The following is a 20,348-nucleotide window of genomic DNA, read 5'->3' on the forward strand; positions in this document are numbered from 1 at the left end:
CCTGCTCAGGAGGCGGCCGACGGCGACGGCACCGGGACCGAGCCGCTGCCGGGGGTGAAGTCGGCCGGGATCGGCCGGCCCGGGTAGTACTGCGCCTGCAGGCGGCTCCAGGTGCCGTCGGCGATCACCTCGTCGAGCCCCTTGTCCAGCGCCTCGCGCAGCTTGTCGTTGCCCTTGGCCACGGCATACGCGGTCGGGGCCGGGCTGAGCTGCTTCGCCGCGACCTTGATCTTGCCGTTGCTGTCCGCGGCGGACTTGTCACCGATCTCGGCGGGCGCGATCCAGGCGTCGGCGGTGCCGGCCTTGAGCTGGTTGACCGCGCCGTTGTAGTCGGGCACCCGCACCGGGTCGAGGTTCTCCCGGGTGGCGAAGTCGTCCTGCACGGTGCCCTGGACCACCACCACCCGCTTGCCGGCGAGCTGGTCGAACCCGGTGATCGGGGAGCCGGCCGGCACGTCCAGGCCGAAGTAGCCGAAGTCGTAGCCGTTGCCGAAGTCGACGGTCTTCTTCCGCGCCTCGGTGACGGTGATCGAGGAGCTGCCCACGTCGAACTTGCGGTTGTTGACCTGGGACAGCAGGGCGGAGAAGTCGGTGCCGACGAACTCGACCTTCAGGCCGACCTTGCCGGCGACGGCGGTGAGCAGGTCGTTGTCGAAGCCGGTGAACTTCCCGTCCTTCAGGTAGACGTTCGGCGGCGCGTCGGTGAGCGTGCCGGCCCGGATCACCCCGGGCTGGAGCAGGCCGTACGGGTTGGCGGCCTCGTCGGTGGAGTCGTTCCCGCCGCACGCGGTCAGCGCGGTCGCGGCGAGCACGGCGGCGGCGCCGACGGCGGCGGCGCGGGTCAGGACGGTACGGATACGCACGATGTATCTCCAGAGTGGACGGACACGCGGGGCGCGTGCCGGTACCGGCGCCGCCGGGCACGGCGGGGCCGGGAAGGGTGGATCGGGGAAGGGGGAAGCGCTCGCTCAGCGCGCGTCGCGACAGGCGTCGCTGCACACCCGCATCAGGTCGACGTGGCGGCGCTTGACCAGCGCGACGCCGGCCGGGTGCGCGGCGGTGTCGCCGGTGCGGGTGGAGGGTGGTGCGAACATCGGTCTCCCTGGTCGGTCGGTGCTGACCTGGGTGCCAGGCCACGCTTGCGCCGACGGCTGCCGGCGCCTGGTCCTCACCCGGAGCACCCCACCGTGGTGGAGGGTTGCCGGCCAGCGAGCCGGGGCTTGACGCTGGCGCTCATGACCTGCCCGAAAGGCTAGCAGCACCGCCGTGCGGGTCGTCCAGCCGTTATGACCCCTCTCACGCGCCGGGCCTTACCGCCGTGCCGGCATCACCGGGGCGTCCCGGCCCGTGCCGTGCCGGGACGGGCCGCGGTGCTCGTGGTAGTCCTGCTCGACGTTGACCGTCCAGACGTCGTGGCCCGCGCCGTGCGCGATGTTCTCGGCGGTCAGCATGGCGGTGAGCATCGAGTGGTCCGCGTTGTTGTACCGGTGCATGCCGTTGCGCCCGACCGGGTGCACGTTCGGCGCCTCCCGGGCCAGCCACCCCCGGATCACATCCACGTTGTGCTGGTACCGCTCGTCGTACACCGGGTACGCCTTGGGCATCCGCACCACGTGTCCCGCCTCGACGCAGCCGGGCCGGACCAGCCCCAGCCGCTCCAGCTCGGCGGTGGCGAACCGGACCAGCTCCGCGTCCGGGGTCCGCCACATCTCGTCGCCCTCGAAGACGAAGTACTCCAGCCCCAGGCAGGTCCGGCCGTCCTTGACCAGGTACGGCGACCAGGAGCCGAAGTTCTGGATCCGCCCGACCCGGGCCGCCGGGTCGTGCACGTAGATCCAGTTGTCCGGGAACGAGAACTCCGCCGGCACCACCAGCGCGACGGTGAGGAAGTCCCGGTACCGCAGGTCGTCCGCGGCCGCCCGGACCTCCGGCGGGGCGGCCGGACGCATGGCGTGCACCAGCGCGGAGATCGGCATCGAGGAGATCACGTGCGCGGCGGGCTCGGTGCGTGCCCCGTCCGCGTCGACCACCGTCACGGCCGTGGCCCGCCGGGCGGCCGGGTCCCGGTGCACCTCGCTCACCCACGAGCCGGTGGCGACCGTGCCGCCCCGCCGGACGACCTCCTCGGCGCAGCGTTCCCACATCATCCCCGGCCCGTGCTTCGGATACTGGAACTCCTCGATCAGGCTGGTCACGTCCGTCCGACGGCGGCCGGGCAGCAGCGCGTTGCGCATCGCGGTCGCCAGCGACAGGTTCTTGATCCGCTGGGCGGCCCAGTCGGCCTGAAGGTGGTCCGCCGGCATCCCCCAGACCTTCTCGGTGTAGGTCTTGAAGAAGATCGAGTAGAGCCGCCAGCCGAACCGGGCCGACACCCACCCCTCGAAGTGCGACTGGTCCTTCGGCGGGCGCAGCCGGGCCCGGCCGTACGAGCCGAGACACCGCAGCGCCTCCCACACCCCCAGGTTGCGCAGCGCGTTGCCGGCGTTGAGCGGGTAGTCGTAGAGGGCGCCCCGGTAGTAGATCCGGCTCATCCGTGGCCGCAGCAGGAAGTCCTCGTCCGGCAGGATCTCGTGCCAGAAGTCCTCGACCCGGGAGACCTTGGTGAAGAACCGGTGCCCGCCGATGTCGAAGCGCCATCCGTCGCGCTCCACCGTGCGGCTGATCCCGCCCACCACGTCGTCGGCCTCGTAGACCCGGACCGGCAGGCCGTGCCGCCGCAGCTCGTACGCGGCGGTCAGCCCCGCCGGCCCCGCCCCGACGACCACCGTTGAACCACCCTCACCCATGCCCTCCGCGCCCCCCGCCCAGCCCGCCGATGCGGCACCGCCCTTACCCGTCCTGCCGGCGTCCTCACCTGCCGTGGCACACCGGCCGACACATCGGCCCGGATGGTGTGGACCCGGCCGGAACGGGGATGCGGGTCGGGTTTCCCGGTCCGGGGGTCGGTCGCGGGGCGACCGGTGGGAGCGCGATGACGGACGAACGGCGGGCCGGCCCGGCCGACGTGCCCGCACCGGGCCGGCCCGGGGCGGCGGCCCGGCTGGCGGCGACGGCCCGTCGGGTGCCCGAGCCCTGGGGTTTCGTGTTCGCCGTCTTCGTCGGCTCCAAGCTGGTGCTCAGCCTGGTCGGCGTGCTGGTGCTGGCCGCGTGGGACGGGGTGCCCGGCGCGCCGCCGGCCGCCGAGGCGCTGATGCGCGACCAGCAGGACGCCGTCTCGTCGTACCGCTGGGTGTCGCTCTGGTTCGCCTGGGACTCGTTCCTCTACGACCACCTGGCCCGGCTGCCGCTGGACCGGCCCTGGCCGGACTTCGGGTTCCCGCTGCTCTACCCGTTCCTGGCCCGCCCCCTCGCGCCGCTGCTGGGCGGGCACACCGCCTGGGCGCTGCTGCTGGTCAGCAACGTGGCGCTGGTGGTCCAGCTCTACTACGCGTACCGGCTCGGGGGTCGGCTGCTCGGCGACGGCCGGCGGGCGGTGCGCTACCTGCTGCTGTTGCCGACCGCGTTCCTCTTCCAGGCGGCGCTGACCGAGTCGCTCTTCCTCTGCCTCGCCCTGGCCGCCTTCTGGTACGCCGAGCGGCGGCGCTGGCTGGTGGTCGGGATCGTCGGCTACGTCCTGGCGCTGAGCCGGTCCGTCGGCTTCCTCGTCGTGCTGCCGCTGGCCCTGGTGCTGCTGCGCGAGCACGGCTGGCGTGCGGGACCCCGCGCCTGGCCCCGGCTGCTGCGCGAGGGCTGGCCGCTGCTGCTGGTGCCGGCGGGCTGGTTGACGTTCATGGCGTTCTGCCGCTGGCAGGCCGGCGACTGGTTCGCCTACCAGCACGCCCAGGAGACCGGCTGGGGGATCCGGTTGCAGAACCCGCTGACGGTGGCCGGATCGGCGCTGGCCGGTGACAACTCGGCCGACGCGCTGCGGGTGTGGCTCGTGGTGGCGGCGCTGGTCGTGGCCGTGGTCGGGCTGCGGCGCCGGGCCGACTGGCCGTACCTGGTCTACACGCTGGTCGTGGTGCTGGTGCCGCTGTCGATGGGTCCGCCGGTGTACCGGAGCCTGCTGCGCTACCTGCTCGCCGCGTTCCCGGTCGCGCTGGTGCTGGCCCGCTGGGCGCGCCGCCCCGGCCTCGACCCCTGGCTCACCGCGGTGCTGGCGTTGGTGCAGGGCGCGCTGTTCGCGGTCTGGCTCACCTACTGGACCCACCTGATCATCTGACAGGGCTTGCTATGCAACAAAGTGCATAGCAAGATGGCCGGCATGTCGCTGGAGCACGCCATCCTCGTCTCGCTGCTGGAGCGGCCGGCCTCCGGCTACGAGCTGGCCCGGCGCTTCGACCGCTCGATCGGCCGCTTCTGGACCGCCACCCACCAGCAGATCTACCGCGTGCTCAAACAGATGGCCGAGGACGACCGGATCACCGGCGAGGAGGTCGGTCAGGAGGGCCTGCCGGACAAGAAGGTCTGGTCGGTCACCCCGACCGGCCGGGCCGCGCTGCTCGGCTGGTTGCATGCCCCGGTGCGACCGGAGGCGGTCCGGCACGAGCTGGCCGTCAAGATCCGCGGCGCCGCGTTCGACGACGCCGCCGGGCGCGCCACCCTGGTCGCCGAGGTCGAGCGCTACCGCGCCGACCACGAGACCGTCCTCGCCGGCTATGTGGCCGGCGAACGCCGCGACTTCCCGGACGCCGTCGCACCCGACGCCCGGGCGGCGCTGCAGCACGTCGTGCTGCGCGGCGGCATCGCGTACGAGCGGATGGTGCTGGCCTGGCTGGACGACGTCCTGGCCACCCTCCGCGCCCTCGACCCCGACCCGGAAAGGCCACCCGCGTGAGCGACCCGCTGCTGTTCCACCCGCACCACTACGACCCCGCCGACCTCGACGAGACCTCGCGCCGGCTGCTGCGCGCCACCGTCGACTGGTTCGAGACCCGGGGCAAGCGCGCCCTGGTCGACAGCTACAACACGCACGAGTGGTACGCCGACTTCCTCGCCTTCGCCGCCCGGGAAGGGCTCTTCGCCACCTTCCTCACCCCGTCCGCGGACGGCGGCGACGACACCGACAAGCGCTGGGACACCGCCCGCAACGCGGCGCTCAGCGAGATCCTCGGCTTCTACGGCCTCGGCTACTGGTACACCTGGCAGGTCACCGTGCTCGGTCTCGGGCCGGTGTGGCAGAGCGGCAACGCCGCCGCCCGGGCCCACGCCGCCGAGCTGCTCGACCAGGGCCACGTGATGGCCTTCGCGCTCTCCGAGCGGTCGCACGGCGCCGACATCTACGCCACCGACATGCTGCTCACCCCCGACGGCGAGGGCGGTTTCCGGGCCACCGGCGGCAAGTACTACATCGGCAACGGCAACGTCGCCGGCCTGGTCTCGGTCTTCGGCCGGCGCGCCGACGTCGAGGGCCCGGAGGGGTACGTGTTCTTCGCCGCCGACAGCCGGCACCCGGCGTACCGGCTGGTCCGCAACGTGGTCAACGCCCAGATGTACGTCTCCGAGTTCCGGCTGGAGGACTACCCGGTACGCGCCGAGGACGTGCTGCACACCGGCCCGGCCGCGTTCGACGCCGCGCTGAACACGGTGAACATCGGCAAGTTCAACCTCTGCACCGCGTCCGTCGGCATCTGCGAGCACGCCATGTACGAGGCGGTCACCCACGCCCACGGCCGCGTGCTCTACGGCCGGCGGGTCACCGACTTCCCGCACGTGCGCCGCGAGCTGACCGACGCGTACGCCCGCCTGGTGGCGATGAAGCTGTTCAGCGACCGGGCGGTGGACTACCTCCGCTCGGCCGGCCCGGACGACCGTCGCTACCTGCTGTTCAACCCGATGACCAAGATGAAGGTCACCACCGAGGGCGAGAAGGTGATCGACCTGCTCTGGGACGTGATCGCCGCGAAGGGCTTCGAGGCCGACACCTACTTCGACAAGGCCGCCAAGGACATCCGCGGCCTGCCGAAGCTGGAGGGCACGGTGCACGTCAACCTGGCCCTGATCCTCAAGTTCATGCCGAACTACCTGTTCCGGCCGCAGCCGCACCCGGCGGTGCCGACCCGGCGCGACGCGGCCGACGACGAGTTCCTGTTCCGCCAGGGTCCGGCCCGGGGGCTCGGCGCGATCCGGTTCCACGACTGGCGTGCCGCGTACGACGCGCACGCCCACCTGCCCAACGTGGTCCGCTTCCGGGAGCAGGCCGACGGGCTGGTCGCGCTGCTCGCCGCCCACGCGCCGGACGAGACGCAGCAGCGTGACCTGGACTTCCTGCTCACCATCGGCCAGCTCTTCGCGCTCGTCGTCTACGGCCAGCTGATCCTGGAGCAGGCCGAGCTGACCGGTCTCGACGCGGACCTGCTCGACGAGATCTTCGATCTGCTGGTCCGGGACTTCTCCGGATACGCCACCGAGCTGCACGGCAAGGCGGCCACCACCGACGAGCAGGCCGCCTGGGCGCTCGCCCACGTCCGCCGGCCGGTGGTCGACGCCGACCGCACGGCCCGGGTGTGGCAGCGGGTGGTCGACCTGGCCGGCGCGTACGAGATGCGACAGTGACCGCCGGAATCCGGGCGCGCGCCGGCCGGTCCGGCCGGTAGGTTGCACGGATGTTCGCGCTCGCCCTGACCGACGACGCCGAGCTGCGCCCGTTGCAGCCCTGGCACGCCGACGAGTTCCTCGCCAACCTCGACCGCTGCCGCGAGCACATCGCGCCCTGGGTCGGCGCGTCCTTCGTCGCCACCGACGCCGCGTCGGCCCGCACGGTCCTCCAGGCGTACGCCGACCGCTGGGCCCGCGACGACGGCGGCATCTGGGGCATCTGGCAGCGCGGCACCCTCGTCGGGGGAGTGCTGCTGGTGTCGCTGAGCACCGCGCGCGGGGTGTGCGAGGCCGGCTGCTGGCTGGAGCCGGCCGCCGAGGGGCAGGGTCTGGTCACCCGGGCCGCCCGGGTCGTCATCGACTGGGCGGTCCGGGAGCGCGGCATCCACCGGGTCGAGTGGGTGACCCGGGCCGGCAACGAGCGCAGCATCGCCGTGGCCCGCCGGCTCGGCATGCGCCGCGACGGGGTGCTGCGGGGCGCCGCGCCGGTGCCGGAGGGGCGGGCCGACATGGAGGTCTGGTCCGTGCTGGCACCGGAGTGGACGGCCTGACGCGAGTTCTTGTCGTACCCGGACGTCAACATGTGTCCATGGCTGTCCCCGCACTGGCCGACCGGTCCCCCCAGCCGCGCGCCCTGCCGCTGCGCGAGGTCCGCACCCGGCTCACCCAACTCGTCTCGCTCGCCGAGCTGACCGACACCGTCACCGTGGTCACCCGCGACGGCGACCCGCGTCCGATCGCCGCGATCGTGCCCGCGCCGGCGGCCCGCACCGCGGCCCAGGCCCGCGCCGACGCCGACCGGGTCACCGCCGTCAGCGCCGGATGGGCCCGCCGCCTGGAGGAGCTGCACCGGCAGTCCGGCCGACGGCACGCCGCCGAGCGGCGCGCGCTGACCGACGCGCTCGCCGAGGCCTGGGCCGAGCTGGAGCGGCGGGCGCCGGCCGGCGATCCGGCGCTGGCCCGGCTCCGCGCCGCCCACGCCGACCTCCTGCGCCCCTGACCCGGCGTCGTCGTGCCGCGCACACCCCCGTGGCGCGCGGCACGACGACCGTCCGATCGGCGACCCGTGCGAGCGGCGACGCCCGGGTTCGGGCCGCTGCGGCTCAGGACTCGACCGGCCCCGCGGCGGCGTCGGCGCGCAGCCCGTGCGCGGCGATGTCGTCGGCGACCTCCAGGCCGAGGCGGACCCCGCCGACGTTGCGCCCGAGGTCGACCCGGCCGTCGTCGTCCAGCGCGAACGCGTCGAACGACCAGTGCACGCCCAGGTAGACCCGGCTCAGGCCGTTCTCCTCGATCATCTGCCACAGGCCGTCGGGGAACCGGCGCGCCCAGCGCGGCCGGACCGTGCCGGTGTTGTCCACGCTGACCCCGTTCAGCTCGTCGGAGACGAACTCCAGCCCGTCGGCCAGGTCGTCCGGGCCGTGGTCGCCCTGGCCGTAGAAGCGCCGGACCGACTGCAACGCGGCGGCCCCGAAGCTGGCGTGACCGGAGGGGTACGCCGGGAAGTTCGGCGTCCGGTTCTTCTGCCCGACGCTGTTGGTGTGCGGCGCGCCGAGCGGCAGCCAGCCGATGTCCGCGGCCCCGTCGAGCGCCGCGTCGCCGACGCCGGTCGGGCCCAGCGCGCCGTCGTGCTCCCGGATGCCGACCACCGGGCGCCACAGGTCGTGGCGATACTTCTCCGTCCAGCAGAGGATGCCGGCGTCGGCCATGGCCACGTTGACCAGCGCGAAGAGCCTCGCGTTGGCGGTCACGTCGTTGCCCCGCGCCCGGGCCACGGCCCGGACGATCTGGTTGTAGAGCCGGGGCGGGGTGCCGATGCCGCGCGCGCCGTCGTACGCCCAGAACAGCCCGACGGCGGTCTCGGCGGCCGTGCGCCGCGGCAGCCGGTCCGGCAGCGTGCCGGCCAGGTGCGGGGCGATGCCCTTGCCGCGCACCTGGCGCAGCGACCGCTCGTACGCCCGGTCGCCCGGCCGCGGCGGCTCGTCGAGCTCGTGGCGGGTGGTGACCGCGAAGCAGCGGGACCGGGCGCCGTAGAAGGGGGCGTGGAAGCCCTGCCCCGGGTTGTCCGGGTCGACGCGGTGGCGCTGCCGGGCGAGCGACGGCACGTACCCGTCGTCGTCGAGGCCGGGGTCGGCGGCGCGCCGGCGCAGCACCTCCTCGGCGACCCGCCGGCCGTAGTCGTGCCCGGCCGCGTCGTGCTTCCCGGCGACCAGCCCGGCGGCGAGGTGACGTGCCTCCAGGAACTCCCGCTGCGCCGGGTGGAGGGCGGCCAGCGCGGTCCGGGCCGCGGCGGCGACGGCGGCGTCCGGGTCGGCCCCGGCCGGCGGCTGCGGCAGCCGGTCACCCAACCACGGCTCGTACGCGCCGGTGAGCCCGACGAGCGCGTCGTGCATGGCCAGGTGCGCGACGGCCAGCGCGCGGGCGCTGCCCACCGGCCCCTGGGACCGCGCCTCGCCGGCGTCACCCGTGGTGTGGGTGACCCGGTTCGCCTCCAGGGCGACCTCGTTCCAGTACAGGATCTGATCCACGACTTCCCCCGATGTGATCCGTTGGTGAATGGCGGCGGGAAATGCCGTCTCCACAACGGATCGCAATTCGGGAAATGGGCGCGGTCAGCGCCTGGAATGCCGTCCGGATCGGCCGTCGGATCCGCCGGCGCGCGCCATCGACAGGCGCACGACGTGCGGAAACCATTCCCCGTTGGGTCCCCGTGGTCAACGGCGACCACCGGAGGGGCGGCCCGCCGCGCCGACGTCGGAATGCGAATCGATGTCGGCTCGTCCATGGTTGCGGCGCCCCGCCGGGCGGGTCAAGGCGGGCGCGGCGGAATTGTGTCCACTGTCGGGGAATGGGCACCCGACGATGTCCCTGCAACCATCACGGGGTCGTGCGTATCCGCAGCTCACGACGGCGCCCGGGCGGAAGTCCGCCCGGGCGCCGTCGGTCGGGTCAGTTCCGGCCGCGTTCGGCGCGGTAGCGGCGGATCAGTTCGGCGGTGGAGGTGTCCACGTCGGCCAGGTCCGGGTCGGGGCCGGTCAGCTTCGGTGCGAGCTGGTTGGCCATGACCTTGCCCAACTCCACGCCCCACTGGTCGAAGGCGTTGATGTCCCAGACCGCGGCCTCGGTGAAGACGATGTGCTCGTAGAGCGCGATCAGCTGGCCCAGCGTCGCCGGGGTGAGCTTCGGCGCCAGGATCGAGGTGGTCGGGTGGTTGCCCGCCATCACCCGGTGCGGCACCACCTCGGGCGCGGTGCCCTCCGCCTCCACCTGCTCGCGGGTCCGCCCGAAGGCCAGCGCGGCGGTCTGGGCGAAGAAGTTCGACATGAACAGGTCGTGCATGTCGCCCAGGTCGTGGTTGGGCCGGCTGAACGCGATGAAGTCCGCCGGGATCAACCGGGTGCCCTGGTGGATGAGCTGGTAGAACGCGTGCTGCCCGTTGGTCCCGGGCTCACCCCAGAAGATCTCCCCGGTCGGGTAGGTGACCGGGGAGCCGTCGACGCGTACCGACTTGCCGTTGCTCTCCATGGTGAGCTGCTGCAGGTAGGCCGGGAACCGGTGCAGGTACTGCGCGTACGGCAGCACGGCGTGGGTCTCCGCGCCGAGGAAGTCGGTGTACCAGACGTTGAGCAGGCCGAGCAGCGCCGGCACGTTGCGCTCGACCGGGGCGGACCGGAAGTGCTCGTCGACCGCGTGGTAGCCGGCGAGCATCTCCCGGAACCGGTCCGGCCCGATCGCCAGCATCACCGACAGACCGACCGCCGAGGGCAGCGAGTAGCGTCCGCCCACCCAGTCCCAGAAGCCGAACATGTTCTCCGGGTCGATGCCGAAGTCGCGGACCCGCTGCTCGTTGGTGCTCACCGCGACGAAGTGCCGGGCCACCGCGTCGTCGTCGGCGTCCAGCCCGGCGAGCAGCCAGCGGCGCGCCTGGTCGGCGTTGGCCAGCGTCTCCTGGGTGGAGAACGTCTTCGACACCACCACGAACAGGGTGCGCGCGGGGTCCAGGTCGGCGGTCTTGTCGTGGATGTCGGTCGGGTCGATGTTGGACACGAACCGGCAGCTGATCCCCGCGTCCCGGTACGCCTTGAGCGCCTCGTACGCCATCACCGGGCCCAGGTCCGAACCGCCGATGCCGATGTTCACCACGGTGGTGATCCGCTCGCCGGTGTGGCCGCGCCACGAGCCGGACCGCACCCGCTGCGCGAAGGCGGACATCCGGTCCAGCACGGCGTGCACGTCGGCGACGACGTCCTGGCCGTCCACGGTGAGCGAGGCGTCGCGGGGCAGGCGCAGCGCGGTGTGCAGCACGGCCCGGTCCTCGGTGACGTTGATGTGCCGCCCGGCGAACATGGCCGCGATCTTCCCGGCCAGGCCGACCCGCTCGGCGAGCGCGCCGAGCAACGCGACCGTCTCGTCGGTGACCAGGTTCTTGCTGTAGTCCACGTGCAGGTCGGCGACCTCACCGGTGAGCCGTTCGCCCCGCTGCCCGTCGGCGGCGAAGAGGTCGCGCAGGTGCGTGCCGCGCATCGCCTCGGCGTGCTTGCGCAGCGCCTGCCATTCGTCCGTGGTGGTGACGTCCACAGCCATCGGGTCGATCTTCTCCTTCGCGACGGGGCGGTCGGCGGGCCCGCGCCCGCGACCCCACCAGCCTGCCACCCGGGGCCGGTACGCGCGACGCGACGCGACATCGCCCACCCTGTGGGCACACGCCGGGCGGGATGGGACACGCCGTTGCGACGCGTGTTCGACACGCCGATCACAGGCTGACACGATGCGGTCGCTCACAGTAGGCTCCTGCTGCTCGACCGCGCGGAGGAGGTGCCATGGCCGGGGTGATCAACCCTCGTCCCCCGTCCGACCCGGACGAACCGCCCCCGGAGGCGGCGCTGCCGGAACTGGCCGACCCGCACTGGATGCACCGCGCCACCGAACTCGCCCACACCGGCTTCTGGTCGGTGGCGCGGCGGCTTCCCACGCTGGTCCGCGAGGCGATCGCCCTGGGCTGGGCGACCAGTCGACGGGACACCGCGGCGTCACTCGGTCTCAACGTCGCCGCCGGGTTGCTCACCACCCTGGGGCTGCTCGCCACCACCGGCGTGCTGCAGCAGCTCTTCGCGGCCGGTCCGACGCCGGGGCGGATCCGGGCGGCGCTGCCGGCCCTGGCGCTGGCCGCGGCGGCCGTCACCGCGCGGGGTGCGCTGACGATCGCCGCCGGCTGGGCGCAGGCCCGGCTCATCCCGCAGATCAACTACACGGTGGAGCGGCGGCTCTTCGAGACCACCTCCGTGGTGGAGCTGGCGGCGTTCGACGACGCCGGCTTCGCCGAGGAGATGGACCGCGCCCGCGACCGCGGCCTGATCGAGGCGGGCGCGCTGGTCAACGACACGGTCAACCTGGTCACCGGCGTGGTCGGCGTGGTGGCCACCGCCGCCGCGGTGACCATCATCCACCCGTTGCTGCTGCCCTGCCTGCTGGTCGCCGCCGCCCCGGAGGCGGTGACGGCGGTGCGGATGGCCCGCCGCCAGCACATCGACTGGCTCGCCCGGATCACCCGCCGCCGCCGCAAGTGGATGCTCGGTGACCTGATGGCGAACCGCCACACCGCCGCCGAGATCCGCGCCTACCAGATGCGCGAGTTCCTGCTCTCGGAATACCGCCTGATGACCCGGCTGGAGACCCGGGCCGAGCTGCGGCTGGCCCGCGCGCAGACGGTCACCCGGGCGATCGGCCTGTCCGTCACCGGAGTCGCCACGTTCGGGCTCTACCTGGTGCTGGGCGCGCTGCTGATGGGCGGCGTGGTCGTCCTCGCGGCGGCGGCCACCGCGCTGCTCGCCCTCCAGTCCGCCCGCAGCAGCCTGCGCACCACGATCTTCGCCACCAACTCGCTCTACGAGGACGCCCTCTACTACCAGGACTACCGGGACTTCCTCGACCGGGCCGGGCGGCGGGTGCCGACCGGTGGGCAGCGGCCGGTCGACGGGTTCGAGCGCATCGACCTCGACCGGGTCAGCCTGCGCTACCCGGACACCGACGCCGCCGCCGTCGACGAGGTCAGCCTCACCATCCGGCGCGGCGAGGTGGTCGCGTTGGTGGGGGAGAACGGGTCCGGCAAGACCACGCTGGCGAAGCTGATCGCCGGGCTCTACCGACCCACCGGCGGCGCCATCCGCTGGGACGGGGTGGACGCCGCCGAGCTGGACCCGCGCCAGGTCGCCGCCCAGGTGGCGGTGATGAGCCAGGACTGGTGGAAGTTCCCGTTCACCGCCCGGCAGAACATCCGGGTCGGCCGGCACGACCGGGCCGACGGCCCCGGCCCGAGCGTCGAGGCCGCCGCCCGGGAGGCGGCCGCGCACGACATGATCAGCGAACTGCCCTTCGGGTACGACACGCTGCTGGACCGGCAGTTCAAGGACGGGCAGGACCTGTCCGGCGGGCAGTGGCAGCGACTGGTGGCCGCCCGGGGCCTCTACCGCGACGCCCGACTGCTGATCTGCGACGAACCCTCCGCCGCGCTGGACGCGCGGGCCGAGCACGCGCTCTTCCAACACCTGCGGCGGCGTCCGGACCGGGCCGTCGTCCTGATCACCCACCGGTTGGCCAACGTCCGGCACGCCGACCAGATCTTCGTCCTGGACCACGGCAGGCTCGTGCAGCACGGCGACCACGACGCGTTGATGGCGCAGGCCGGGCCCTACCGGGAGCTGTTCGAGCTGCAGGCGGCCGGCTACCTGGCCGGCGCCGGGGAGGCCGCCGCCGACCGTTGACCTCCAGCGCACTCGAACTCCTACGGTGACCGGACCGGCCGCCGCCCGGTCAGCGCGGCGTCACCCACCATGGAGTCCACATGCGCTATCGCGTCCTCGGCGGCACCGGCATCGAGGTCAGCGTCCACTGCCTCGGCACGATGATGTTCGGCGCCGTCGGCAACCCCGACCACGACGACTGCGCCCGCATCGTGCACGCCGCGCTCGACCGCGGCGTCAACATGGTGGACACCGCCGACATGTACTCGGCGGGCGAGTCGGAGGTGATCGTCGGCAAGGCCCTGCGGGGCCGGCGCGACGACGTGGTGCTCGCCACGAAGGTGCACTTCCCGATGGGCGAGGGACCCAACCGGGGCGGCAACTCACGCCGGTGGATCGTCCGCGCCGTCGAGGACAGCCTGCGCCGGCTGGGCACCGACTGGATCGACCTCTACCAGGTGCACCGACCCGATCACACCACCGACGTCGAGGAGACGCTCGCCGCGCTCAGCGACCTGGTCCGGGCCGGCAAGATCCGGGCGTTCGGCTGCTCGACGTTCCCGGCGGAGGAGATCGTCGAGGCGCAGCACGTCGCCGAACGGCGCGCGCTCGGCCGGTTCCGCACCGAGCAGCCGCCGTACTCGATCCTGGCCCGGGGGATCGAGGCGTCGGTGCTGCCGGTGTGCCTCCGCCACCGGATGGGCGTGCTGGTGTGGAGCCCACTGGCCTCCGGCTTCCTGTCCGGCCGGTACCGACAGGGCCAGCCGGTGGACCTCACCTCGGGCCGCCCGGCGCGGACCCCGGCCCGGTTCGACCCGGCGCTGCCCGGCAACGCCGCCAAGTACGCCGCCGTCGAGCACCTCGTCGCGCTCGCCGACGAGGTGGGCTGCACGCTGCCGCAGCTCGCCGTGGCGTTCACCGCGGCGCACCCCGCGGTCACCTCGACCATCATCGGGCCGCGCACCATGGACCAGCTGGACGCGCTGCTCGCGGGGGCGGCGCTGACGCTCGACGACGCGGTGCTCGACCGGATCGACGAGATCGTCCCGCCCGGGGTGAACCTCTACCAGCCCGACGGCGTCTGGTCCCCGCCCGCGCTCACCGACCCGTCCCAGCGTCGCCGTCCGCCGGCCGAACGCGCCGCCGCCTGACCGCCCGCAGCGCTGCCTACGCGGAGGGTGCCACAGCCTGACCGCTCACCGGCCCGTCCCACCCGGTCGCCACGCGGCAGAGACCAGCCCGTCGTCAGCGCCCCACCCCATCACCGGCCCGTCCCACCCGGTCGCCACGCGGCAGAGACCAGCCCGTCGTCAGCGCCCCACCCCATCACCGTGCCCCGCGCAACCCGCACGCGCTGTCGACTCCGCCTCCGTGCGTAGATCTTGGTAGCGAACGGCCCCCATAGGGGCCCTTTCGTACCAAGATCTACGCGGTTCCTGTGTGGTGGGAGACAGCTCCTGGAATGCGGGAGCGGAATCGGCCGGTGGTAGTGGGTGGTGGTGCTGAGGACCGGCGATGCCGGTCGCCACGGCGGGGAGGAAGGGCGTGTCGAGCGGGGGCGGTGAAGGGGTGGGTGGTTGCTGGGGCGAGCGGGCTGGGGCAGGATCGCCGGAATGCTCCGCCTCCGCCCTCGCCGCGCCGCTGTCGTCGCCGTGCTGGCCCTGGTCACCGCCGGGTGCTCCACCTCCGGCGCCGATCCCGACGCGTCCGGACCCGGCACCAGCGCATCCGGCAGCAACTCGTCCAGCACCGACGCATCCGGCGCCGGCGCACCGGGCGCGGCGAGAGGCGGCGCCACCATCTCGCCCGGTACCGCTGGCACGACGTCGGTGGCGCCGTCACCGGCCGCGCGGACCGGGATCGGGGCCCGGCCGAGCGCGTCGGCCGGGCCGTGCGCGGTCTTCCCGGCCGACAACGTGTGGCACGCCGACGTGACCCGGCTGCCGGTGCACGCCCGGTCGGCCGCGATGGTCGGCGCGATCGGCGCCGACGCCACCGTGCACGCCGACTTCGGCTCCGGGACGTGGGAGGGCGCGCCGATCGGCATCCCGGTCACCGTCGTCCCGGCCGGGCAACGGCGGGTGCCGATCACGTTCGGGTACGCCGACGAGAGCGACAGCGGGCCGTACCCGATCCCGCCCGACGCGAAGGTCGAGGGCGGCCCGTCCGGCACCGGCGACCGGCACGTGATCGTCTGGGACCGCGGCGCCTGCCGGGCGTACGAACTGTTCGACGCGCACCGCTCCGGGGCCGGGTGGCGGGCCGGCTCGGGCGCGGTTTTCGACCTGCGGTCCAACCGGATGCGCCGGGCCGGCTGGACCTCCGCCGACGCGGCCGGCCTGTCCGTGCTGGCCGGGCTGGTGCGCTACGACGAGGTGGCGGCCGGTCGGATCGACCACGCGATCCGGGTGACCGTGCCGCGCACCCGCACCGGCTGGACGTGGCCGGCCAGCCACTCCGCCTCGTCGGCCACCGACCCGGCGCTGCCGCAGCTCGGCCAGCGGCTGCGGCTCAAGCGTTCGGTCGACCTGTCCGGGTTGCCACGGCAGGCCCGGATCGTGGCCGAGGCGATGCGTCGCCACGGACTGATCGTGGCCGACCACGGCTCCGCCTGGTACATCTCCGGAGCCCCGGACCCGCGCTGGGACAACGACGCCCTGCACGCGCTGGACCGCCTGCGCGGCGGCGACTTCGAGGTGGTGGACGCCGCCGGCCTGATGGTCGCCCCGACGTCGGCCGCCACCCGCTGAGCGGAACACCACCCCGCGAGCCGCCTCCGGGTGGGCGCGGTCGTCGGCCCGTCGCCGGATGAACCCGGTCGACGCGGCCGGGCCGGGCGCCCACACTGTCCGGATGGAACATCGTGACCTGGTCCGGGTGAGCAAACGCATGTCGCTGGCGCTGCGCCACCGCCCCGACCGGTTCCAGCTGACGCTCGACCGGGCCGGCTGGACGCCGGTCGCCGACCTGCTCGCCGCGCTGCGGATCAGCCGCGCCGACCTCGACGCCGTGGTGGCCGGCAACGACAAGCAGCGTTTCGCCGTCGAGGCCGGCCCGGACGGCGCCGACCGTATCCGGGCCAACCAGGGGCACTCCGTCCCGGTCGACCTCGGCCTGACCCCGGCGACGCCGCCGGGCCGACTCTTCCACGGCACCGCCGAGGACGTGCTGCCCGCCATCCGGGCCGAGGGGCTGCGCCGGGGGCGCCGGCACCACGTACACCTGTCGCCGGACGTGGCGACGGCCCGGCGGGTCGGCGCGCGCCGGGGCGGCGCGGTGGCCGTGCTCGCGGTCGACGCCGGAACCATGGCCGCGCACGGCTACCTGTTCTACCGCTCCGCGAACGGGGTGTGGCTCACCGACACCGTGCCGCCCGGCTACCTGACGGTCAGCACGCCGTGACCGGGTGCGCCACCACGGCGTCGAACAGGTACGCGAGGTCGTTCGGGGCGGCCCGGTCGGGCTGACCGGCGCCGGTGCGGTCGGTGGCGCGGGCGCGTAGCACGTGCCGGCCGGCGGCCGGCGGACGCCAGCGCGCGGTCCAGCGCTGCCAGGGGCCGCCCCGGTCGGTCGCGACCAGGTCGGCCGGTCGCCACCCGTCGCCGGTGTCCACCTCGACCCGCTCGATCGGGCCGTTGCCGGACCAGGACCGGCCGCGCAGCAGCACGTCCTCGCCGGCCGGGACGCGGGCGTCCCACGCCAGCTCGAACGCGCTCTTCACCGGCTGCGCGCCGAGCACCGTGCCGTCGGCCGGGTGCCCGGGGCCGAACAGCCGGTAGAACTGGGTGTTCCACGGTGAGAACAGGGGAGTGGTGGAGACCTCGACCGGTCCCACCCACTTGATCGAGGAGATGCCGATCCAGCCGGGCACCACCACCCGCACCGGGAAACCGTGGTCGGCCGGCAGCGGCTCACCGTTCATCTCGTACGCCAGCAGCACGTCGTCGAGGGCCTTGGCCACCGGCAGCGGGCGGCGCACCGGCCCGAGGTCGACCCCGCCGGTCACGTAGTGCGGGTCGAGGCCCTCGGGCATCACGTCGACCGCCTCGTCGCGCAGCCCGGCCAGGCGCAGCACCGTGCCCAGCCGCACGCCGCGCCAGCGGGCCACGCCGACGCCGCCCAGCCCCCAGGCCACGCCGGGGGTCGGTTGGTCCTGCTGCTCGGCGAAGAACCGTCGCCCGTTGCCGGCGCACTCCAGCAGCGCGGCGCTCTCCTCGGCGGGCAGCCGGCGCAGGTCGTCGAGGCCGAACTCGACCGGGGCGTCCCGGGTGGGCGCGCCGCGCAGCCCGTCGCCGAACAGGCGCAGTCGCCAGGTCGCCGGGTCGAGGTGGGGGGTGACGGTGTGGTTGCGGACGAAGAAGCGGTCGTTGGGCACCACGTATCCCTGGCCGGCCATCGCCGACCAGCGCATCTCGGCGTTGGTGTCCAGCGGGCGCAGCAGCGCCGCCGGCAGCGGCTTGGCGATCGGCGTACCCGGGTCGACGCCGACCGGGGCCGGCGCCACCGCGACCGGCTCGCGCTCCGCGGCGGCGGCGGTCACCGCGGCCATCGCGGCGCCCAGCTCCAGCAGCCGCGCGCGGTCGACGCCCGCGCCGTGCGCCTGCCCGGCGAGCCACTGCCGGCTCCGTTCGGCGTCATGGACGGCTTCGGCGGGTGACGGGGAACGGCTCACGGGTGACCTCCGGGCTGGGCGACGCTGCCTTTCCTATTCAAGCAATAGGAGTTTGCGGCCGGTCGCCCGAGGTCGGAATCAGTCCGACCGTTGCCCGGCGAGGAAGTCGGCGAGCACCCGGGTGTGCGTGGAGAAGGCCAGCTCGACCGGCTCGGTGAGCACCAGCCACTCGGTCGCCTCCTCGGTGGGCGCCGACGGCGGCAGGTCGCCCACCGGCCGCTCGGGCAGCACGCCGAAGACCATCATGGTGCCGCCGGCCGGCGCGCCGTGCACCGCGAACAGCCGCGCCTCGTCGGCCTCGGCGAGCAGCCCGGTCTCCTCACGCAGCTCGCGGACCAGCGCCTCGGACCACTCCTCGCCGTGTTCGACGAAGCCGCCGGGGAGGGCGAGTTGCCCGCGCGCCGGTTCGATGTCCCGGCGTACGACCACCACGCCGAGCCCGTCGGGGGTGCGGACCGGCAGCACCGCCACCGCGACCGGCAGCGGGTTGCGCCACACCGTCTCGCCGCAGGTCGAACAGACACGCGGCCAGCCGGCGTCGGCCGGGTAGGCCGCGCCGCAGAACGAACAGTGCGAGTACGCGGTCACGCCGCAGCACGTTACCCGGCCGGCCGGTCGGGCGCTCGGCTGCTCGCGCGCGCGAGCGCGTCGCGCGCCTCCATCAGGGCGAAGCCGAGCAGGTTGGCACCCCGCCAGGTGGCCGGGTCATCCGCGCGCGGGTCGTCGGCGGCCAGGCCGATGCCCCAGATGCGGTCCGTCGGGCTGGCCTCCACCAGCACCCGGCCGCCGGTGCCGAGCAGGAACCGCCGCAGCTGGTCGTGCTGCCCGAACTTGGCCACGCTGCCGGCCACCACGATGTCGAAGCGGCGGGCCGTCCAGGTGGCCTCGTCGAAGTCCCGGACCTGCCGGCCGAGCGCCTTGGCCCGGTGCGGGTGGGTGGCCGTCAGCACCCGCTCGGCGATCTCGTGGTCGCCGAAGAGCGTGGCCTTGTGCCACATCATCCAGTGCTCGGCAGTGGCGTACCTTCGACCGTCCACCGTGAACGCCGCCGGCCACCACTGGCTCAGACAGCCGGCGCCGACGCCGCCGTCACGCTGCGGCCGGTGCCCCCAGAAGTGCAGATATTTGACCGTCTCTCCGGTGTCGAGCGTGGCGATCAGGTCGGCGACGGAACGGATCGGCATGCCCCGCAGTCTGCCCCACCCCTCCGACATCCCGCCGATCGTGCAGTTTGGGGCCCGGCAAGCTCCGCCAACCGGACATCCTGGGGGCCGAAACTGCACGATCGGCCAGGGTGGCGATGGTCAGGGGGTGGGGGCGCCGGTGTAGAACGCGGTGACCCGCTTGCCTGCGGCGTGTGCCGCGTCTGCCGGGGTGCCGGCGTCGACGCTCGCCGTCGTCCACCTCTCGCCGGACTCGGTGACGAAGCGGAGCCCGTCCGGCGAGGCCATCCACTCGGCCGCGGCGGACGGGTCCACGCCGACGCCCTCGGGCGCGAAGTGGGAGGCCAGGCCGAGCAGGGCCAGGTCCCAGCCGATGCCGACCGCGCCCGGGCCGTACTCGGCCCACCGCTGGTCGTCGACGTGGGCGACGTGTTCCAGCTCGAAGCGGGTACGCCCCGGCCCGGCCTCGCGCAGCCGCACCTCGATCCAGCTGACCTCGCCGCCGAACTCCCAGGTGGCGGCGAAGCCGTGCGGCGGGTCGCAGCGCTCGACGGTGCCGGCGGCGTTGCTCTCCAGCTGGTACCGGCCGCCGAGGCTCAGGTCGCCGGAGACCGGCAGGAACCAGCGGGGGATCCGCTCCGGGTTGGTGCAGGCGTCGAAGACGTCCTCCACCGACGCGTCGTACGTCTGGCTGATGGTGAGCACCCGCGCCTTCCCGGCGGGGAGCGTACGGTCGCCGATCCGGCGCTCGACGGCGCTGATCTGCCCGGTCACGTCGATCATGGGTTGGTCCTCTTGTCGTCGGGTTCGTCCTCGCGCAGCCGGCGTTCGCGGCGGCCCCGGGCCAGCTCGGTGGCGAGAGCGGCCAACGGCGGCGCCCAGAACCGGCGGAAGCCGTCCAGCCACGCGTCGATCTCGCGCAGCGGGGCGGGATCGACCGCGTAGAGCCGGCGGGTGCCCACGGCGCGCACGGTGGTGAACCCGTGCTCGCGCAGCACCTTGAGGTGCTGCGAGACCGCGGGCTGGCTGATGCCGAACTCGCGCCGCACGGTCTCGCCCAGCGCTCCGGCCGGCTGCTCGCCGGCGGCGAGCAGCTCCAGGATGCGGCGGCGGACCGGATCGCCGAGGACGTCGAAGGCGTGCACGACCTGTTTATATCAGGACCGGCTTATATAAGCCAGCACTGCATTCTCATCG

Annotated in this window: 19 protein-coding genes and 1 riboswitch; of the genes, 9 read left to right on the top strand and 10 right to left on the bottom strand. The window is 73.8% G+C overall.

The genetic code is table 11. The features are described from left to right. Positions 1–5 precede the first annotated feature (5 nt). From CO540_RS01830 to CO540_RS01835, 3 genes are all read right to left on the bottom strand, one after another. The gene (locus tag CO540_RS01830) at positions 6–863 is read right to left on the bottom strand and encodes an ABC transporter substrate-binding protein (protein ID WP_099160636.1); all 858 of its coding nucleotides are present in this window, start codon (positions 861–863) and stop codon (positions 6–8) included. A 105-nt stretch (positions 864–968) separates the two neighbouring features. Beyond that, on the bottom strand, positions 969–1,094 hold the full coding sequence (locus tag CO540_RS31120) for a hypothetical protein (RefSeq protein ID WP_256386030.1): 126 nt from the start codon (positions 1,092–1,094) through the stop codon (positions 969–971). 36 nt (positions 1,095–1,130) lie between these two features. Then, positions 1,131–1,241, bottom strand: a riboswitch (SAM riboswitch). Positions 1,242–1,310: 69 nt separating this feature from the next. Then, positions 1,311–2,786: an NAD(P)/FAD-dependent oxidoreductase gene (locus CO540_RS01835; RefSeq protein ID WP_099160637.1), complete on the bottom strand. Its 1,476-nt coding sequence runs from the start codon at positions 2,784–2,786 to the stop codon at positions 1,311–1,313. Between the two features lie 185 nt (positions 2,787–2,971). On the opposite strand from CO540_RS01835, the gene CO540_RS01840 reads away from it, so the two are divergent. The 5 genes from CO540_RS01840 to CO540_RS01860 are packed head-to-tail and all read left to right on the top strand — an operon-like array spanning position 2,972 to position 7,576. After that, positions 2,972–4,201 carry a glycosyltransferase family 39 protein gene (locus CO540_RS01840; RefSeq protein WP_216642325.1) on the top strand — a complete coding sequence of 410 codons (1,230 nt, stop codon included), beginning with the start codon at positions 2,972–2,974 and terminating at the stop codon, positions 4,199–4,201. Between the two features lie 42 nt (positions 4,202–4,243). Then, the gene (locus CO540_RS01845; protein ID WP_098746196.1) at positions 4,244–4,816 is read left to right on the top strand and encodes a PadR family transcriptional regulator; all 573 of its coding nucleotides are present in this window, start codon (positions 4,244–4,246) and stop codon (positions 4,814–4,816) included. Next, positions 4,813–6,534, top strand: coding sequence for an acyl-CoA dehydrogenase family protein (locus CO540_RS01850; protein WP_099160638.1), 1,722 nt, complete (start codon positions 4,813–4,815; stop codon positions 6,532–6,534). The genes CO540_RS01845 and CO540_RS01850 overlap by 4 nt, the downstream gene beginning before the upstream one ends. A 50-nt stretch (positions 6,535–6,584) precedes the next feature. Then, entirely contained in the window at positions 6,585–7,127 is a 543-nt protein-coding gene (locus tag CO540_RS01855) for a GNAT family N-acetyltransferase (RefSeq protein ID WP_099160639.1), read from the top strand. 38 nt (positions 7,128–7,165) lie between these two features. Then, on the top strand, positions 7,166–7,576 hold the full coding sequence (locus tag CO540_RS01860) for a hypothetical protein (protein ID WP_099164543.1): 411 nt from the start codon (positions 7,166–7,168) through the stop codon (positions 7,574–7,576). Between the two features lie 103 nt (positions 7,577–7,679). Here the strand turns inward: CO540_RS01860 and CO540_RS01865 are convergent, their stop codons facing one another. Together CO540_RS01865 and pgi are read right to left on the bottom strand one after the other, a co-directional pair. Then, positions 7,680–9,104 carry a vanadium-dependent haloperoxidase gene (locus CO540_RS01865; protein ID WP_099160640.1) on the bottom strand — a complete coding sequence of 475 codons (1,425 nt, stop codon included), beginning with the start codon at positions 9,102–9,104 and terminating at the stop codon, positions 7,680–7,682. Positions 9,105–9,525: 421 nt separating this feature from the next. Beyond that, entirely contained in the window at positions 9,526–11,160 is a 1,635-nt protein-coding gene (pgi, locus tag CO540_RS01870) for a glucose-6-phosphate isomerase (RefSeq protein ID WP_099164544.1), read from the bottom strand. Between the two features lie 236 nt (positions 11,161–11,396). Between pgi and CO540_RS01875 the strand changes: the two genes are divergently transcribed. The 4 genes from CO540_RS01875 (at position 11,397) to CO540_RS01890 (ending at position 16,718) form a co-directional block, all read left to right on the top strand. Continuing rightward, positions 11,397–13,337 carry an ABC transporter ATP-binding protein gene (locus CO540_RS01875; RefSeq protein ID WP_099160641.1) on the top strand — a complete coding sequence of 647 codons (1,941 nt, stop codon included), beginning with the start codon at positions 11,397–11,399 and terminating at the stop codon, positions 13,335–13,337. Between the two features lie 80 nt (positions 13,338–13,417). Continuing rightward, the gene (locus CO540_RS01880; protein WP_099160642.1) at positions 13,418–14,467 is read left to right on the top strand and encodes an aldo/keto reductase; all 1,050 of its coding nucleotides are present in this window, start codon (positions 13,418–13,420) and stop codon (positions 14,465–14,467) included. Between the two features lie 462 nt (positions 14,468–14,929). Beyond that, on the top strand, positions 14,930–16,066 hold the full coding sequence (locus CO540_RS01885) for a hypothetical protein (protein ID WP_157779044.1): 1,137 nt from the start codon (positions 14,930–14,932) through the stop codon (positions 16,064–16,066). A 103-nt stretch (positions 16,067–16,169) separates the two neighbouring features. Beyond that, positions 16,170–16,718, top strand: coding sequence for an RNA 2'-phosphotransferase (locus CO540_RS01890; protein WP_099164545.1), 549 nt, complete (start codon positions 16,170–16,172; stop codon positions 16,716–16,718). On the opposite strand, the gene CO540_RS01895 is transcribed toward CO540_RS01890, so the two are convergent. From CO540_RS01895 to CO540_RS01915, 5 genes are all read right to left on the bottom strand, one after another. Then, entirely contained in the window at positions 16,705–17,988 is a 1,284-nt protein-coding gene (locus CO540_RS01895) for a sulfite oxidase (protein WP_099160644.1), read from the bottom strand. The genes CO540_RS01890 and CO540_RS01895 overlap by 14 nt on opposite strands. A 78-nt stretch (positions 17,989–18,066) precedes the next feature. Continuing rightward, entirely contained in the window at positions 18,067–18,576 is a 510-nt protein-coding gene (locus CO540_RS01900; protein ID WP_099160645.1) for an NUDIX domain-containing protein, read from the bottom strand. An 11-nt stretch (positions 18,577–18,587) separates the two neighbouring features. Beyond that, positions 18,588–19,202, bottom strand: coding sequence for an NADAR family protein (locus tag CO540_RS01905; protein WP_099160646.1), 615 nt, complete (start codon positions 19,200–19,202; stop codon positions 18,588–18,590). Between the two features lie 90 nt (positions 19,203–19,292). After that, positions 19,293–19,934, bottom strand: a complete 642-nt coding sequence (locus CO540_RS01910; protein ID WP_099160647.1) for an SRPBCC family protein — start codon at positions 19,932–19,934, stop codon at positions 19,293–19,295. Next, the gene (locus CO540_RS01915) at positions 19,931–20,296 is read right to left on the bottom strand and encodes a helix-turn-helix transcriptional regulator (protein ID WP_099160648.1); all 366 of its coding nucleotides are present in this window, start codon (positions 20,294–20,296) and stop codon (positions 19,931–19,933) included. The genes CO540_RS01910 and CO540_RS01915 overlap by 4 nt, the downstream gene beginning before the upstream one ends. Positions 20,297–20,348: the final 52 nt, after the last annotated feature.

The sequence above is a fragment of the Micromonospora sp. WMMA2032 genome, assembly GCF_002688545.1.
Taxonomy (GTDB): domain Bacteria; phylum Actinomycetota; class Actinomycetes; order Mycobacteriales; family Micromonosporaceae; genus Micromonospora; species Micromonospora sediminicola.

Excerpts from the sequence above, each read along its gene's own strand:
- CO540_RS31120 (WP_256386030.1), bottom strand. The coding sequence starts at position 1,094 with ATGTTCGCACCACCCTCCACCCGCACCGGCGACACCGCCGCGCACCCG.
- CO540_RS01835 (WP_099160637.1), bottom strand. The coding sequence starts at position 2,786 with ATGGGTGAGGGTGGTTCAACGGTGGTCGTCGGGGCGGGGCCGGCGGGG.
- CO540_RS01840 (WP_216642325.1), top strand. The coding sequence starts at position 2,972 with ATGACGGACGAACGGCGGGCCGGCCCGGCCGACGTGCCCGCACCGGGC.
- CO540_RS01845 (WP_098746196.1), top strand. The coding sequence starts at position 4,244 with ATGTCGCTGGAGCACGCCATCCTCGTCTCGCTGCTGGAGCGGCCGGCC.
- CO540_RS01855 (WP_099160639.1), top strand. The coding sequence starts at position 6,585 with ATGTTCGCGCTCGCCCTGACCGACGACGCCGAGCTGCGCCCGTTGCAG.
- CO540_RS01860 (WP_099164543.1), top strand. The coding sequence starts at position 7,166 with ATGGCTGTCCCCGCACTGGCCGACCGGTCCCCCCAGCCGCGCGCCCTG.
- pgi (WP_099164544.1), bottom strand. The coding sequence starts at position 11,160 with ATGGCTGTGGACGTCACCACCACGGACGAATGGCAGGCGCTGCGCAAG.
- CO540_RS01875 (WP_099160641.1), top strand. The coding sequence starts at position 11,397 with ATGGCCGGGGTGATCAACCCTCGTCCCCCGTCCGACCCGGACGAACCG.
- CO540_RS01880 (WP_099160642.1), top strand. The coding sequence starts at position 13,418 with ATGCGCTATCGCGTCCTCGGCGGCACCGGCATCGAGGTCAGCGTCCAC.
- CO540_RS01885 (WP_157779044.1), top strand. The coding sequence starts at position 14,930 with ATGCTCCGCCTCCGCCCTCGCCGCGCCGCTGTCGTCGCCGTGCTGGCC.
- CO540_RS01890 (WP_099164545.1), top strand. The coding sequence starts at position 16,170 with ATGGAACATCGTGACCTGGTCCGGGTGAGCAAACGCATGTCGCTGGCG.
- CO540_RS01905 (WP_099160646.1), bottom strand. The coding sequence starts at position 19,202 with ATGTCGGAGGGGTGGGGCAGACTGCGGGGCATGCCGATCCGTTCCGTC.
- CO540_RS01910 (WP_099160647.1), bottom strand. The coding sequence starts at position 19,934 with ATGATCGACGTGACCGGGCAGATCAGCGCCGTCGAGCGCCGGATCGGC.